The 16,297-nt window shown below is 43.4% G+C and carries 12 protein-coding genes; 1 reads left to right on the top strand and 11 read right to left on the bottom strand.

Features of this window, described 5'->3' with window-relative positions; all coding sequences use genetic code 11:
- Window positions 1-4: 4 nt before the first annotated feature.
- The 10 genes from VYM24_RS14780 to VYM24_RS14735 all read right to left on the bottom strand — a co-directional run bounded on the left by VYM24_RS14780 (window position 5) and on the right by VYM24_RS14735 (window position 13,830).
- A complete protein-coding gene (locus tag VYM24_RS14780) occupies window positions 5-2,362 on the bottom strand; it encodes a TonB-dependent receptor domain-containing protein (RefSeq protein WP_016278397.1) in 2,358 nt (785 codons plus the stop codon).
- Window positions 2,359-3,399, bottom strand: a complete 1,041-nt coding sequence (locus tag VYM24_RS14775; RefSeq protein ID WP_009860272.1) for a hypothetical protein — start codon at window positions 3,397-3,399, stop codon at window positions 2,359-2,361. Before VYM24_RS14775 ends, VYM24_RS14780 begins: the two co-directional genes overlap by 4 nt.
- Window positions 3,399-4,790, bottom strand: coding sequence for an MBOAT family O-acyltransferase (locus VYM24_RS14770; RefSeq protein ID WP_016278398.1), 1,392 nt, complete (start codon window positions 4,788-4,790; stop codon window positions 3,399-3,401). The genes VYM24_RS14775 and VYM24_RS14770 overlap by 1 nt, the downstream gene beginning before the upstream one ends.
- Window positions 4,791-4,807: 17 nt before the next feature.
- Window positions 4,808-5,050: an acyl carrier protein gene (locus VYM24_RS14765; protein WP_009860270.1), complete on the bottom strand. Its 243-nt coding sequence runs from the start codon at window positions 5,048-5,050 to the stop codon at window positions 4,808-4,810.
- A gap of 19 nt (window positions 5,051-5,069) precedes the next feature.
- Complete coding sequence (locus tag VYM24_RS14760; protein ID WP_016278399.1) at window positions 5,070-6,572, bottom strand: amino acid adenylation domain-containing protein; 1,503 nt, start codon at window positions 6,570-6,572, stop codon at window positions 5,070-5,072.
- Entirely contained in the window at window positions 6,556-6,873 is a 318-nt protein-coding gene (locus VYM24_RS14755; RefSeq protein WP_227073466.1) for a hypothetical protein, read from the bottom strand. The genes VYM24_RS14760 and VYM24_RS14755 overlap by 17 nt, the downstream gene beginning before the upstream one ends.
- Before the next feature lie 462 nt (window positions 6,874-7,335).
- Complete coding sequence (locus tag VYM24_RS14750; protein WP_016268058.1) at window positions 7,336-7,758, bottom strand: hypothetical protein; 423 nt, start codon at window positions 7,756-7,758, stop codon at window positions 7,336-7,338.
- 245 nt (window positions 7,759-8,003) lie between these two features.
- Window positions 8,004-8,576, bottom strand: coding sequence for a pilus assembly protein N-terminal domain-containing protein (locus VYM24_RS14745; protein WP_016268059.1), 573 nt, complete (start codon window positions 8,574-8,576; stop codon window positions 8,004-8,006).
- Window positions 8,577-9,311: 735 nt separating this feature from the next.
- Window positions 9,312-11,501, bottom strand: coding sequence for an alpha-galactosidase (locus tag VYM24_RS14740; RefSeq protein ID WP_016278400.1), 2,190 nt, complete (start codon window positions 11,499-11,501; stop codon window positions 9,312-9,314).
- Between the two features lie 40 nt (window positions 11,502-11,541).
- Window positions 11,542-13,830: a TonB-dependent receptor gene (locus VYM24_RS14735; protein ID WP_016278401.1), complete on the bottom strand. Its 2,289-nt coding sequence runs from the start codon at window positions 13,828-13,830 to the stop codon at window positions 11,542-11,544.
- Between the two features lie 270 nt (window positions 13,831-14,100).
- On the opposite strand from VYM24_RS14735, the gene VYM24_RS14730 reads away from it, so the two are divergent.
- Window positions 14,101-15,744 (top strand): DUF6377 domain-containing protein, encoded by a 1,644-nt coding sequence (locus VYM24_RS14730; RefSeq protein WP_009860263.1) that lies wholly within the window; start codon window positions 14,101-14,103, stop codon window positions 15,742-15,744.
- 279 nt (window positions 15,745-16,023) lie between these two features.
- On the opposite strand, the gene VYM24_RS14725 is transcribed toward VYM24_RS14730, so the two are convergent.
- On the bottom strand, window positions 16,024-16,239 hold the full coding sequence (locus VYM24_RS14725) for a DUF3788 family protein (protein WP_227073467.1): 216 nt from the start codon (window positions 16,237-16,239) through the stop codon (window positions 16,024-16,026).
- Window positions 16,240-16,297 lie beyond the last annotated feature (58 nt).

Here is a 16,297-nt window from a genome sequence, read left to right as displayed (position 1 = left end):
TTCATCATTTTCCTCTTCGCTTCATCTGCTGTTTCACGATGCGGCTGTCCCCCATTTCAAATGAATCCGATACGGTTTCTTCCGTATATTTCCTGCTTTTTCCACCAAACGTGTAAGTGATGCCTATGGTGATGTCCTGCATGGGTTCAATAAGGCGTGATATGTTCGTGAAATCCCTGGTGCTGGATACCGACTCCCAATACATTTTGCCACCATGACCTAAACCGCTCATGCCACTGATAGCCACATCCAGTTTGTCATTGAGGAAGGAGCGCGCGAGTGTTGCACTTATCATCATCATACCCGAATCGTAACCTTGGAGAGAGTACCGACGCGACATCCATTCCATATTACTACTCCACTTCAACTGCCAAGGCAGATTCTGTTGCCACCCCAGATTCAGGTTACCATGCCAACCATAGTTGCAGGCATCAATCTCCCGGCTTCGCATGTCATTGTAGCCCACTTCTCCATTAAGCATCAAGCGGGCTGAACGTGTCGCGTTCCATGAAGCGTAAGCATTCAGCGATGTCTTGCGATTTCTGGCTATATTGCCAAAGGTGGTATTTATACGCCCGTCCTTCATTGAAGAATACCGGGCAATACCATCGTTACTCCATGAATGATTGAGGCTGATTCGCATTGCTAATGTGTTTGCTTTCAACGTATGTACAATAGCCAGATTATTGAGGTGCTGTGCTTTCAGGTTGGGATTACCATAGGAAAGCTGCGTAGGATCGGACTTATTGACGTATGGGTCGAGTTCTTTGATTCTCGGCCGACGTATGCGCATGGTGTAGCTCACGCCAAAAGTGCTGTTCTCCTTAGCTCTGGCAGTAAGAGTGACGGAAGGTACGAGGTCGCCATAGTGAAGCGAGAATTTACTCCCTTCACCCTTTAAATAGCGTGATTTCTGCCAGGTATGTTCATAGCGAAGCCCTTCCTTCAAGCCCAGCCAACCCCACTGAGCTTCCCATTCGGCATACAGGGCGGCTATGTTTTGATACTGTCGGTAGTGCATGGCAGCCGCCTTTTGTTCCACGAAGCTACCATTCAAAAAGCGCATTTCGGTAGCCCGGCTCTCTCCATGGTCGAAGGAGAACTTCACACCGGCGTTGAGCAGTTGATGCCGGGTAAGTGGAATGGTGAGGTCCGTGGTCAGGTTATGCTGGGTGGTGCGGTCGCAAATTTCTGTACGGATGTCCTTCACGGTGGAAGTGATTTCGGGGTGCAAGGAGGTGTCAAGGCCATCGTATCTGTTCTCTGTATCATTCCGGTTGGGAGCATGGCTTATCTGATAACTCGCAAACAGCCTGCCCTTGTCACCCCACTGACGTTGGTAATCGATGCCTCCATCTACTGAAATCTCGTTCATATTCATCTTCTGACTACCACTAAAAGCCATCCCCTGTCCCCATATTCCACCTGAGTAAAGATAGGTGGGACGGCTCTTCTCTTTTGTGGCAAACCAAGTCGTGGACATGGAAACATGGAGTGATTGGACGGAATCAATATCGTATCCCACACCTACTTCGCCCATTGAGAATGGCGTTTTCGATGAGGACTTTTGTCGCATCCATTGACGTGTCCCGTTGCCGGTTACGTCCGATTCGACAATGGTACCCGTTGAATACATATACTCTCCGTTCAAATTTACGTCATACGACCATTTGCCTTGTTGACCGGAGAGGCTGGCGTCAATTCCGTTGCTCAGAATACCTGTCAGGAGGTGCACGGAGCCACTTGTAGCTCCGTCATACCCGTCTTTCTCCAATGCAAATGCTTGTTTGGCACCACCTTTCTTGGTGGTGATGCAAAGGACACCTCCGGTTCCCTCTGCATCATACCGGGCACCTGGATTAGTGATAACTTCAATGTTCTTCACGTGGCTGGCAGGCATACTGCGCAACGTTTGTTTTGGATTGCGAGTGATGACAGTGCTCAATCTTCCGTCCACATAAACCTTGAACTGCGCGGAGCCGTTCACCATGATATTGTTTCGCCCGTCCACAGTCACCATAGGAACCTTACGCAGTATGTCCAATACACTGCGTGTCTTTGACTCCACATCATTACTCACCTGGTAAGTCACCTTGTCGTTTTTTAGTTTGACTATCGGGGCCTGGTGTACGATGACAACCTCCTCAAGGTTCTGTGTCGGGAATACAACCATCGTATCTGCCTTTTCCGCGCTTACTCCCTGTGCACATATCCTTATAGGTAATCCCAATCCTATAGCTGTTAGCAGGAATGCCTTTGCCGCCATGCCAACATTTGATTTCTTGCTATGCATTTGTACCAAAATATTTATGTTATTGGAATGAATGGCTACATTTTGCAGCCCGTAAATTCCGACTATCATTGACATTTATATATTCTTTCCAGCAGTTTACTGCCCAACAAGGGACGATAGTGTCCTGCCTCATAATAGTGATGGTAATCTTCTGTAAATTCGTTAATGCCGCTGAAATCATACACATTCTCTTTTCCGAAAATACTTTGCAAGATTTCTCTATCATTCGGGTGTAGTTTTTTCTGGTTATAATCCGGACTGATCAGGACATATATCGAGGTTCCATGTTGACGTAGAACTTCCATAATTTCATCCAATACCATCCGTTGCCTGTGAAATATGGCAGGTTCAGCTATAATTGCAGTGCCTTCTCGTTCGGGGAACTCATTTTTACGTTTTTCCCAATATTCCTCACCTTCCTGTTCTATCTGTTTCTCACGAGGATTGAACGCATCATTGTTCTTCGAATCACGTATCCTTCCATAAGGATTCATTCGCTTCATGTCCGGCTCTACATTTCCTGTTATGCGGTATTTCAGATATGGAAACAAGAAATCGGGCATTGCAAATGCCTGCATGAACTCCAGCTGTACGGCAAACGGATTACGTCCCGATATATCAGCTGGAAGTATATGGCTGGAACCCGTCAAGAGATCAAAACGTGAAAGGGAGGTCCGGTCGAGAATCATCAGTACGTTTTTTATTTCCGCACATTTATGGTCAAGGGTACGGAGTTTAAGGCTTATCGCCTTCATACCCTCTGCATTGCCGAAAAGACGAATGGCGCGATCACCGGAATCAAGATATTTTTCCCATTCCCCACACCGGAATGCCATAGTACATGAATTGCCCAAGATAAAAGAATTGAAATGTACACTGTCATTATGATTCAAGTATATCTGCCAACCTACATGCTGTTCGTTGAGCATGACATCTGAATCATACAGGTCATATTTGCGAAGTACCATGAAAGGATCATCGTAAACATAAAGAGCAATCAAAGCCCAAAACGGCATGGCGAATAGCACCAACTTTCGGACAAGGCGCAGGAAAGCAGGTCGTTTGCAGAGGTTTGCTCCAGTAACAGTTTCCGGTATATTTTCCATCAGAATTGCAGATATATGAAGTTTTCCGTGCCGAACTTGCCATAAGCGAACACGGCAAACACAATTAAGTAATACACTATCCAGCGAAGCACGGCAGGCTGCTTTTCAAAACGAAGATGCAAGTCGCCTTTGGACATAAAAAAATCATAAAGTAGCATCAACAATAATGCGGCACCTGCCACGATGCAGATGTGGTCGGACATACCGATATTGATTTCTTTCCAGCTTACATGGATCTGAAAAGAGATATTCCGTAGGAAATAGAATGCGTCTGAAACGGACTGTGCTTTGAAAAACACCAGCGATATGGCAAAAATGAGGTAGGTGCGGATGACTGAGAGCGTGGCGAACAGCCGTTTGCCGATATGTTTCCTTACCCTATTCCGTATTCTTTCAGTCTTTAGTTCCCATACAATCACAAGCCCCTGTATAAGTCCATAGACGGCAAATGTCCATCCTGCACCATGCCATATGCCAAGAGCAATAAATGTCACCATGAGGCTTGCCACCACACCCCATTGCCCCCAACGGCGTGTGAACGATGACAGGGGAAGAAAAAGGTAATCCCGTACCCAGGAGGAAAGGGAGATGTGCCAGCGACGCCAGAACTCAGCCGTGGTTTGGGCGGCAAAAGGATGTGCAAAGTTGGGTGATAGTTTCAATCCAAACAGCATTCCTATCCCAATCGCCATATCCGTGTAGCCGGAGAAATCGGCATAAAGTTCGATGGGATAGAGAAGGCAGGCCATAAACAATTGTACGCCTGATGCGGTATGCATTGAATTGAACGCACCGTCAATATAAGGTGCTATATGGTCGGCAAGTACCATTTTTTTCACCAATCCCACCACAATCAGTCTCAAGCCGTAAGTCATCATGGAGTATGATGCCGGAGAGAGTCTTCGGACTTGCGGGAGCAAATTGGCGGACCGTTCAATGGGACCTGACAGGAACTTCATAAACAGAAGCATGTAAAGCAGGAAATCGATCGGACAACGTTCCGCCTTTTCTTCCTCCCAATAGACTTCCGTCAAGTAACCGATGGCCTGAAATGTATAGAACGACATTCCCAACGGGAAAATAAAACCTGAGTCTCCGGTTAACCGGTTGGCATACCTGAAACCAATCCAGCAGAGGATAAGACAGGATATGCTGCTCCAGTAAACCAAACAAGAACCTTTTTTCCCGCGGGCTTGCTCAACAAGTACTGCTGCGCCGTATGTAAAAAGGCTTACAGCCAGTGCCGTGAGAAGGAATACGGGATTGAAATATCCGATGAAAACTCCACTTGACGCAAGCAAAACAAATTTTTGTCCTTTATCACTGACAAAATGGTATAATGTGAAACAGAGCAGGAACAGCAGGATAAATTCAAGGGAGATGAACGACATTACTTTTCCTCCTATTCCTATTTGGCTTTATTCATGATGGTACGGCAAAGATCGCCCACATTTTTCAATTTCACTATCTCGCGAAACGAGAAACGCACGCCGAATTTATTTTCTATCTCGGTGATAAGTACCATATTGGTCAGTGAATCCCATCCGTCCACATCATGGGCAGTGGTGCTTTCAGTCAATGTGATGTCGTCTCTCTTTAACACTTTTCTGAATATTCCGTTCAGTATTTCCAATAATTCTGTTGTTTCCATATACTTGATTGTTTCTTATTTATTGAGTGATGTACTTTAATAGTTGATTCCGGTCAATTTTATTACTATTATTTTGTGGAAAACAAGGGATGAAGTGAATACGCCGAGGCAACATATAAGAAGGCAGATGGCTTTGCATATACCGTTCGAGGCTTTCCGTATCCTCTGCATCCTTCTCTAAGGCAAGATGCAGTTCGCAACCTCTGTCAGTAGTATAAACCGGCAACACCATAGCGTTACAGGTATGCTTGTAAAACGCTTTAACGTGGTATTCGATTTCACCCAATTCGATTCTGAAGCCTTGTAGCTTTACTTGTGTGTCTTTACGGCCACAATAAATGATATCTCCGTCAGCATCTGCCTGACAGAGATCTCCGGTACGGTAATAAAGTTTTCCAAAGGGAGTCGTAACAAAACATCCAGCGGATTTTTCGGGAGCGCGCCAATATCCGCGCATTAGCTGCGGTCCGGCAATCCACAGTTCACCGGTCTTTCCGGCGGGAAGTTGCTTGCCCGAAGGGGATGCAATCATATAGTCCATACCCGGAAAAGGTTTCCCGATTGCCGCCAAACCGTTATAATGTTTGGCTCCTTCAACCGGGATGATATAAGAAGTGCAGTAGATAGTGGCTTCGGTTGGTCCGTAGAGGTTGATTACTGTGGCATTGGGGATGCAAGTGCGAAATTCATCGAGCAGATTCACGTCAGTGGCTTCGGCGGTAACTATGAGATAGCGTAGGTCCGGAAAACAAATTTCCCCGAAATAAGGACGTGATAACCGAAGTACGGAAGGTGCCATTGCCGCAAATGTAAGACGGTGACGTTCCATGATATCCAGTACATGCAGATATTTCATTCCTTTCTGCGGAACGGCATAGACACACGCCCCGAGGGTGAGGGGATAAAGGAACGACACGACTGAAACATCGAATGTCAGTTCGAACATCTGAAGCATACGGTCGTTTTCGTCTAACTCCCATCCTAAAGCACAGTAAGCCTTGTAGAAAGCATTCAGGTTCCTTCGGGATATAGGAACACCTTTGGGCTCGCCCGTACTTCCTGATGTAAAGATAATGTAAGCAGGCACATCGGGATTAACTTCACACAACGCCATGCCGGAATGCAAAGTATGTCGATAAGAGGAGATACATACCCGTCCTGCATTGATTTCAGGTGGAAGTATATTATCGTTTTCTCCACTGTAAAGCAACAGACCAATGCCGGATTGCCGGGCTATACGACAGTTGCGCTCTGCCGGATAATCAGGATGCAACATGACGTAAGTTTTTCCGGAAAGTAGCACAGCTAAAATGGATGCGTAGGTTTCCATACGATTTTCTGCGGTGATGCCAATAATGTCTTCTTTGAGATTTCTCAGTGTTTCACAAATGCTCCATGCCAATCCGAACAACTCCTGATAGGTATAAGTCTGGTTGTCAAGAACCAGTGCCGGACGCATGGCATAATGATTCGAGGCTCGGACAATAGCAGCCAGCATATCTGCATCATTTATCTTCTTCATAATTTGTATTGTTTCTATTTATATTTTCTTGTTCTGTTTGCGGTTCATGCAACACTGCTTTTTCTTTTGTGGATACTGGTTTGGTACCAAGCATCCACAAAAAATGAGGAAAAGGCAATACCAATTTCACTGTGTTTCCGTTTTTTGTTGTTTCCATTTTTCTCTTCAGTATAATGTAACTATTCTCTTTTGAAAATCTGCCTTTGGGAGAATGCGTTGATGACACCAGAAGTTCCAACAGTTTTTCAGATGACTCTTGTTCTTCTTTTATAAGTCTCAAAGGAAATTGGTTCTCCATCATTGCTTTATTTCTCTATTGGATTGAAATATCTCATTAACTCAGCAGACTGTCCAAAATTACTTACAGGAACAACTGGAACAAAAAAGAACCTGTCTGAAACGGCAAAAACAATTTCCGAAACGGAGTTTTTAAACATTGAAAATAAATTAATATAAACGCTTATCTTATAAACAAAAGCAATATCGTTACCTTGTGAAGAATGTACTTCTAATACTCACTTTGATTAAAGAAACCGTACAAAATGGTCAAAAACAGGTTCTTCCAGAATATAGCCTTTAATCATATACCATAAACAAGAAACCGTCTTAAACTGTGCGATGCTATTTGAAAGTATAGCCAAAACTCAGATAAGGATACAATAACGGGGTTTTATGTAATCCGTATTTATCTCTAAAATTGAATGAAGGACTGACACCGGCACGGAACATAAAACCATTTTCCCGTTGATACCGATATCCAATATTAAATAAAGACATAGTATCTGAAAGTATTCCGCGATTCAACTATCTGAGTAACCGGTTCGATAATGCTGACATTTCCCTCGCTGTTTACCCAATAGGTTTCCTTTATGGAATACAGCCCCATATTGATGCCTGTTCCGGCTTCAAACTTGCTGCGCCGTTTACCCAAAATGCAATTAAACTCCAATGGCACGGAAAAACCATGCCCTTCATAGGAATTGTAGTTCGTCCCATAAAAGTAGGATATTCCGGCACGATAGCCGAAAACTGAACCGGGCTTTATTCTTGTGTCATAAGAAACGCCAATCATATTTGAAGCGCCCAATAGTTCCAAATAAATGCTCTTGTACGTTTTATCCTTGTGCGAACTTTCTATCTCTTGCCCAAAAGCAGAAAAAGCGAGAAAGCATATTAATACGCTCATTACAATATTTTTCATTGAAAATTTATCCGTATCACTGGACCTTATCCACAGCAGCATGAACGGCAACTTGTCATGCAAACAGCTAATAATATGACTATTGCCAATACGACAAGGATAGATAATTTACTTTTTCGATATCCCATTACTCAATTTATTTTTGTTGACATACAATAATCCATAACAATCCTTTTGGAAGAGAAAAAAGATATGCGTTTCTTCTACTCCCAAAAGGATTCTCTGATACTTTATTTTACTGTAACTGAAATAGTTCCAGTTTTCTTGTTCTTGTCAGTAACAGTCACTGATGTGCTACCAGCCTTGACACCTTTGATAATAATCTTTCCATCCTTGACTGTGGCTGTGGCAATTTTCGTGTCCTTGGCGGTTGCTGTATAAGGAGCGGAACCATCTTTTACAGTGACAGCCTCTTCCTTCCCAACAGTTACGGATACAGACTTTTTATCAAAATCAAGTCCGGATGCCGCAGCCTTGACCACCACAGGAATCTTTCCTGTAAGCTTCTTTGAGTCGGAGATGAGCATGGTTGCTGTACCGTCTTTAAGACCGGTGATTGTAATGGTGTTCTTGTCTGCTTTAGCCGTCGCAATCTTGGTATTGCTTGAGGTTACAGTAAATGGAGCAGTACCGCCACTTACAGTAACCGTTGCAGTTTTGCCGGGAGCCACCTCTACTTTAGAGGGGGTACACTTAAGATCTGGAACTTTGGGGTCATCATTCTTATCGCAAGAACCCATGGCTACTGCTAGAACACAGGCGAAAAACGCCATAGTGAATTTAAGAAACTTTACTTTTTTCATTGTTGTTCTTTTTTTTAATTAAAAACTTTATTGTTTTATTGAACGCTCTTTTATGCAATTGCAGAACAAAAGTAGCACTTCAGTGTAAACTCTTTAATTACATTTTATCTGAAACGGCGAAAACGGCTTCTGAAACGACATCTAGGAACACTGAAAAATTCGCTTTGGCACTTTTTTCTGTCTATATTTTGCTTCAATGATTATCCGCAATATCCCCATCCACTCTTCCACATTCCGGCATTTTAGTGCAATAGGGAAGCAGGATACGTGTATAAGTCTAAGGAATGCAGTACAGGGAAGATATGATTAAAAGCCTTTTAATACGCTATTATAAGGCTTTTAAGCCACTTCACTACGGGAACGAGGTTGGCAGATACAGTAAAAAAATAAGGATGAAGCATGCAAATAACCAATCAGTGGGAGGAATGCGGATAATCATTTTGCTTTTTATCAATAAAGAGAGGGTGTGCAAAATGTGAAGTGAACCCCGAAAGTTTTTTGTCTAACTTTCGGGATTCACTTCATTAGCATAAAACAAACCATCCAAATAACATTTCTACTTTACAACAGAGCATAGCTAGTCAACATCCTCGCACAACAAAGACTTAGATATGACCAATACAGAAACAAACGGATATTCTTATCAGCAGCCAATAGGTTCTCTCATCTTTTGAGCCTTTCAATTTTATTTGTTTGTTCAGAAATGTTCTACTACTACAATTTCAAATATACTTATCATTGGGCAGTCAGTTCCACTACATGGCTCTGAGTATGTATAAAGCCAAATACATTCAGTCCAACTTTCATCAAATAATCACCCGAATAAATCTTTCCGTTGGCTTCTAATCTGGAAGTTGCAGCAGGCATTAGATTGATTTCCTCCACTTTATACTGTTTGTCCGGGTCCAGCCCTTGCAGTTTTACTGCCATCAACTTCTCTTGGAAGCGTGGGTGAATGTCATAGGCAAACAGAACCACCTTGTTTGCATCTTTACTTACATAGTTCAGTGCCATATGATTCTCTTCGTATGGAGAAACCAAACGATACTGGTCACCATCCATTATAGCGTTTTGGAGACGTTTCCAGTTGGCTACCGCTGTCTGGCAATAAGTCAGTTCATCGGCAGTAAGTTCTTTCAGACCGATATCGAAGCCAAGTTTGCACATGGAGGCCACGTCGGTGCGGAACTTTATGGAAGTCACCTTGTTCCAGCTCGTCACATGGGCATCCATAGCCTTTGCAGGAAAGAACTGGGAGAAGCCCCACTGGATATAAATACGTTCCACCGGATCGGTATTGTCACTGCACCAGAATTCCGTGAAGTACTTCAATGCTTCGTAATCACAACGTGCACCGCCACCGGAACAAAGCATCATCGGGACATTGGGATAATTCGCCTTTACACGTTTCAGAACATTATAGATACCGCGGACATGATCAATATACAACTGTCCCTGTTTATTCTTCAAATATGGGGAATAGATATTGGTGATAGGGCTGTTGCAATCCCACTTGAAGAAAGCGACATCGGGATTTTCCTGCATAATGTTTTCTACAACGCCATATACATAATCCTGCACTTTCGGGTTACTGAGATCCAGTACCAACTGATTGCGGTAATAATACGTTTCGCGGTTAGGCAGTTGGATGGCCCAGTCCGGATGTTTCTCAAAGAGTTCGCTCTTGGGGTTCACCATTTCCGGTTCAATCCAGATGCCGAACTTCACATCCGCATCTTTGGCAGCTTTTACTAAGGCGGGAATACCGCCAGGCAGCTTATCGTGGGTCACTTCCCAATCGCCCAAACCGGCATGGTCATCCTTACGCGGGTATTTATTGGCAAACCAGCCATCGTCCAGCAAAAACATATCCACTCCCAAATGCTTGGCTTCCTTCATCAGTTCGGCAAGTATCTCCTGATTGAAATTGAAACCTGTATTTTCCCAGTTATTCAAAAGAGTCAGACGGCTGCCTTTACCATCTTTCAGGCTATAGTTGCGTGCCCATTCGTGCAGATTGCGACTGCCTTGCGAGGCACCATCATAACTTAAAGTGAAAATGAATTCGGGAGTGGTGAACACTTCATTCGGTTTCAGTTCGTAGTTCGATGCATAAGGATTGATGGCAGGGATTACACGCAGGTTGCCCACATTGTCCACTTCGAAAGTGAAACGGAAGTTGCCCGTCCAGCCCAGTGTACCCATCAAGACATCACCCTGGTGTTCGTTCACCGGTTGGTCCAGTCCCACTTCAAAGAAGGGATGGGTGTGCATGGCAGCACGGCTTCCCAGCTTCGTGTCAATCACTTTCTTGCCAAACTGCAATTGCTGACTGCTCATCTGCGCCTCTTTTGCCCAGTCACTGCTGAACTCGGTCAGATAATAACTGGAATTATTGAAGTAGAGCATGGTGGAGGCATAGGTGGAGAGCATGACAGGTTTCTTCTCCTGATGCTTTATCTCGCTCCACGTCTTGATGACGTTCTCTTTGGGATAGGCCACATAATGCAGTGCCACATCTACCGGATACTGGTTATCGCGCAGGTTTATCACGGTTTCCGTACCACCTTCTACAGGCTTGGACGAGGAAGAAACGTAATAAAGAATCGTCGACGGATTGCCGTCATTATGAGTGATGGCGATGGCAGGTTCAAAGTAATCTTCATTGCCGGAACCGCTATACACTTCCCAGCCGCGCTTGCTCACGCTGCCGTCCGACCCGGCATGTATATTCCAACGGAAGTTCTGCAAATCCTGCTGGTGCAAGAGTTTCTCGCCCAGGTACGTTTGATACAAGCGGCCGTTTTCGCCTACCTGGAGCACCAGATCGGTGTTGTCCGTAGAGATGCGGATGGTTTCTTTTTCCGCTGCATGGGCATACGTCAGGGACGCACATGCAAAGAGAGTTACAAGTAAATTTCTCATGGTGTACGATAAATTTAGTTACCAAAATATATAAATTAAATTAGAATGAAAGACTTGCGCTGAATTCCAGAGTGAGTGGGCGCAAATAATTACCGCTCATATAGTGATCCTTGAACTTTCCGGCTTCTTCCTTGCTCAACAGTTCGGCACCGTTGATAGTGCCGCTGGCACCCTTCTGATTCAGGAAGTTCACAACCGTAGCTCCCAAAGAGAGATGCTTGTTTACCTTCCAGTTCACGCCGCCGAAGGTTTCCCAACGGCCGTTGAAGTAGAGGGCATTGGTCAGATTGGCATACGTCTTTCCGAAATAACGGAAGCTGAGCCATACGCGCAGGTCGGGAGTGATGTTGTAGCTGGGATCTATTTCAGCAAGTACCTGCGGAATTTCTTTCACGATGTTGCCATTGGCATTCAGGTCGGGCACTCCTTCAAAGGGAGACCTGATGAAATAGTTGTTATAAGTCGGCTTCTGGTAAGTGAACAGGGCATGCAGATGGAAACCTTTGAACGGATTGATTTCTGCCGAGGTAGTCCAGCCCAGGGTCTTGATGTCGTATATTAATAAGGTGGTTTTGGATTGCGTCGTACCGGGTTTCGTTACGTTCTGCTGGTCGATGTTGTTCGACTTGGAAATATATGTAATCATGGAAGTCAGATTTATCCAGTTGTTATGGTAGAACAGTCCGCCACGCAGCAAAGGGATGGTGACGCGTTTGTATTGCTCCTCGGTGGGACCTGTTCCGGCATACTCGTTGATGCGGGGGAAGCGGGTGGCAACAGTTCCATCGGCTGTAAGACCGAAGTTCTTTGTTATCTTATAAGTGAATTGTGCGGTTGCTGCATAATTCAGCTTGTCCTTTACCACTTTATGGGGTTCTATCTTTTCAGTAGAAAGTATGTTGCCGTCATTGTCCGTATATGAATGGGTATCGCCGATATGGAAACCCGCATAACGTCCGTAAGGTATCTGGTCGGCAGACATACGGTAGTATTCCAAGCGGGCACCGTAATAAACGTTAATCTTCGGAGTGATCTGCCAGTTGTCCGTGAAGTAGGCAGCCAGTTTGTTTTCATATCCTTTGGTATATTCCGGACTTAGCTCATTGAAGCCTCTGAACTTATTGGTACTTCCGTCGGCTTCCCGACGATTCAGTATCTGTGGGTATTCGGTGACAGTTCCTATCCATTGGAAAGAGGAAGAATGATAATCCAAATGATAGTACCACTCGTTCAATCCTAACCTCATATCGTGGTTGCCCACTTTCTTTTTCAGTTCGGAAGTAAGCAAAGCATTCTTCACTTTGCCGAAGTGCAACCAAGTGCGTCTTCCTTCCACCAATCCGGTGTAGGCTTCTTTGGAGTCATCCAGGAAAAGACCATCTGTTGCAGTCGCCTCGCTGATATTACTACCGCCAAAGTCTACATAATTGGCTTCGGGGGCATTCATAAATTTGGCGTTAAGTGTCCAGTTTAGATTATTGCGGAAGGTATAGTCGAATAGCATAGCTACTTCGTGCGCCTTGTTTCCGGTGAAATCGCCGAAGCGTCCGCTTTTCATCTTACCATCCGTCACGTCCATGTACTGAAAACGTCCGCCTTCGGGAGCGTACGAGGAAGTACCCAGCTTGAAGCCCGGAATTTCTTTCACACTGCCATCTCCCACATAAATAAAGGGAGCCGCATTAATCATTGAGCCGAGCGCATTGCTTTTCGAGAATTTATAGATGACGGAGAACTTGCCACGATTGTTATTGAACAATCGGGTCAATCCGGCGTGATAAAGCTGGGTACGGTCGCTGAAGTTCTCAAACTTAGGAGCAAAACTGCCCGGATCAAAGTTCTGATAGACACTGGCTGTATAAAGCCAACGGTCGCCAATGCCACCGGATACATTCATGTCCACATTCTGCCAGCCGAAGTGGTTGGTGTGGTAATTCAGTACTCCTTTAAATTCTTTCTGCCCTAACTTGGAGAAGGTATTCACCGAATAAGCGATGTTTCCGGTAGTGATGGCGGATTCGGACGGGTTCATCAGGCCCACTTCGCCCAGACTGGCATCGCTGCGCCAATGGGTAGCCAGTTTGTGCACAGCCGAAGAATATACGGCAGGTAGTCCGTTCTCATATACATTCACATCCTCACTGGGCAGTCCGATTTGAATTTCACGGGGTTTATTGGCATCCGAAGCGTTCAGCATCACATTGCGTTCGCTACCTTTGGATTTCTTTGTACTAATGGTGTCGTTTACTTCTGCCGGATTGCTTGCCATTGCAGAAGAAGCGAATGCGATAATCATCGGCACGATGTGAAAAAAGAGATTGATTTTCATGATATTCATTGATTTAAAATTAAATACTCTGAAGAAAGAACCGGGAAGGATTTTACCCCTTGTTTTTCAACGAGGGCAAAATTAGAGGGTATAATAACGCACTGTTTCTACAAGTAGATATTAAGTAGATTGACAGGAGAGGTGTACAAGGAATAATAGCTTTATAATTAACTATTTAGTAATACTTGCTTTAGAAAAGTAAGTAGATGTATCTGTTTACTGAAAACTTTTAATATCTTTGTATTTATCCACTTTTAATGAATACCTCCTATGAAGAAATGCTTATTATCAGGATTATTTTTGCTATTCGTACTTCTGCCTTTTCGTGCTACAAATAAAGTTGACTTGTCCGGAGAGTTAGAAACTGCTTTGAAACTGCGTAACCAATATTCACGCCAGAAAGAAACACGTATTGACAGTCTTAAACATTTACTCTATCCGAATATGAATGATGATGAACGTTTCCTGTTGTATAACGCCATTTATGAAGAATATTATACTTACCGGTTTGATTCGGCCATATATTACGTAGACCGGGAAGAAGAAGTGGCTATGAAACTCTCCAATCCTACATATCGCAACCTGAGTATCATTCATCGTTCCATCCTCCTCGCCACTTCGGGATATTTCAGTGAATCCATTCAAAACTTGGAACAGATAGACAGCCGTACACTGGACAACGCATTACGGATAGAATATTATACCGCTTATGAGTGGGCATATAGTATGTGGGCCGAATACTCCAATGATAATATATATGCTCCCCGTTATTATGAAAAGGAGATGCTTTATCAAGATTCACTTATCAGTGTTCTACCAGTCGGTTCACCGTTGCATCATTACTGGAAAGGCGAAAACTTCTATCGTCATCGCAGGTATGCCGAAGCTAAAAATTGCTATAAAAAAGCGTTGGAAGGATTACCAGTCAATGTCCGCTTGTTTGCTATGGCAACTTACGGACTGGCATTGGTGTACTCACGAACCAACAACTGGAAAGAATATGAGAATTATCTGATAAAGGCAGCTATTTCCGATCAGGTATGCCCATTGAAAGAGAATCTTGCCTTGCAGGAACTGGCGTTATACATCTTCAAGAACAGGGATGGAGAAGTTTCACGTGCCAATCGTTACTTAAACTATTCTCTAGAAGATGCCATGTATTATAACAACCGTCTCCGTATGCTCGAAATAGCAAGAAAATTCCCTTCCATTGTTCTTTCATATCAGAAACAGAACCTTATTGAAAGCCAACGCTTGCAATGGTCACTGATATGTATCAGTCTTTTATCTATCGGACTGGTAGTTTCTTTGGTTTATATATATCGGCAGATGAACCAACTTCATAAGCGGAAGAAAATTTTGGCAAATATGAACTGTGAATTGCAACACCTGAATAAAGCGTTGGTAGATACGAATCATACACGCGAAGAGTATGTAAGCCTGTTTATGGATTTATGTGCCGCTTATATAGACAAGCTGAAGAAATATCAGGATTTAGTGAAGCGCAAGGTAAAAGCGAAGCAAACAGATGATTTATTGAGACTGGTCAATGCAACCAAACTTTCAGAAATGGATACCAGGGAGTTCTTTATGAACTTTGATACGGCTTTCCTGAATCTATACCCTAACTTTATAAAGGAATTCAATTCCCTATTGCGTGAAGGTGAAGAAATAATACCCAAACGGGGGGAAATATTGACTACGGAACTTCGCATTTTTGCTTTAATACGAATGGGAATTAAGGATAGCTCCAAGATAGCAACCCTTCTGTTCTATTCCCCACAGACAATTTACAACCATCGGAGTGTGGTGAAAAATAAGGCAAAGATAAGGGATAACTTTGAGAAACAAGTGGAAGAAATTTGCACAATAAATTTATTATGCAATCTCACTTCTTCTGCCTCTACTTCTTAAGTACCCTCAAGATGGAGATAATGAGTCAGGAACTGAAAACCATTGACTTCCCGACTGACTTCGGTTCACTGAATGGGATGGAAAGAAAAACTAAAAGAAAGAAAACAGTTTGCTGTCCTTTTTGTATATAAAAAGATATTGCTATTTAAAATCTTTCTTACAAAAAACATTTTCATCTTCAGGTAACTAATCATCTCCGAATATCTATATATATCAGTTTTCCTGTTATTTTTAAATGATAAAATTCATCTTTTATTTCATTGGCGATTGCCAACCTTTCTATTGCTTCAAATGTTTTTCAGCAAAGAAGCAGGATACAGTGAAAAAAATATTATATACATGAAACCACCCCAAGCTCTTTCTTTTGCACATCAGTTTGCAAAGCCATGCTTTACTATCATTGTAATATTGCCATTCAGTAACAATCACAGAATCAGTAAATTCAGTCCTCTGTTCTTCAAAGACTTTATAGCTATGTCCTAATACTTCTTTCAATATTTGGAGTGTCGAAAAAAATGTTTTTATTTTTTAATATTAACGGATTCATAAGTTT

The sequence above is a fragment of the Bacteroides sp. MSB163 genome (assembly GCF_036416795.1).
Classification (GTDB): Bacteria; Bacteroidota; Bacteroidia; order Bacteroidales; family Bacteroidaceae; genus Bacteroides; species Bacteroides maternus.
This window is presented reverse-complemented; position numbering and strand designations above follow the sequence as displayed.

Bases quoted from the DNA above. Each gene is read 5' to 3' on its own strand.
- VYM24_RS14750 (WP_016268058.1), bottom strand. From the start codon at position 7,758: ATGAGCGTATTAATATGCTTTCTCGCTTTTTCTGCTTTTGGGCAAGAG.
- VYM24_RS14745 (WP_016268059.1), bottom strand. From the start codon at position 8,576: ATGAAAAAAGTAAAGTTTCTTAAATTCACTATGGCGTTTTTCGCCTGT.
- VYM24_RS14780 (WP_016278397.1), bottom strand. From the start codon at position 2,362: ATGATAGTCGGAATTTACGGGCTGCAAAATGTAGCCATTCATTCCAAT.
- VYM24_RS14755 (WP_227073466.1), bottom strand. From the start codon at position 6,873: ATGATGGAGAACCAATTTCCTTTGAGACTTATAAAAGAAGAACAAGAG.
- VYM24_RS14765 (WP_009860270.1), bottom strand. From the start codon at position 5,050: ATGGAAACAACAGAATTATTGGAAATACTGAACGGAATATTCAGAAAA.
- VYM24_RS14775 (WP_009860272.1), bottom strand. From the start codon at position 3,399: ATGGAAAATATACCGGAAACTGTTACTGGAGCAAACCTCTGCAAACGA.
- VYM24_RS14730 (WP_009860263.1), top strand. From the start codon at position 14,101: ATGAAGAAATGCTTATTATCAGGATTATTTTTGCTATTCGTACTTCTG.
- VYM24_RS14770 (WP_016278398.1), bottom strand. From the start codon at position 4,790: ATGTCGTTCATCTCCCTTGAATTTATCCTGCTGTTCCTGCTCTGTTTC.
- VYM24_RS14740 (WP_016278400.1), bottom strand. From the start codon at position 11,501: ATGAGAAATTTACTTGTAACTCTCTTTGCATGTGCGTCCCTGACGTAT.
- VYM24_RS14735 (WP_016278401.1), bottom strand. From the start codon at position 13,830: ATGAAAATCAATCTCTTTTTTCACATCGTGCCGATGATTATCGCATTC.
- VYM24_RS14760 (WP_016278399.1), bottom strand. From the start codon at position 6,572: ATGAAGAAGATAAATGATGCAGATATGCTGGCTGCTATTGTCCGAGCC.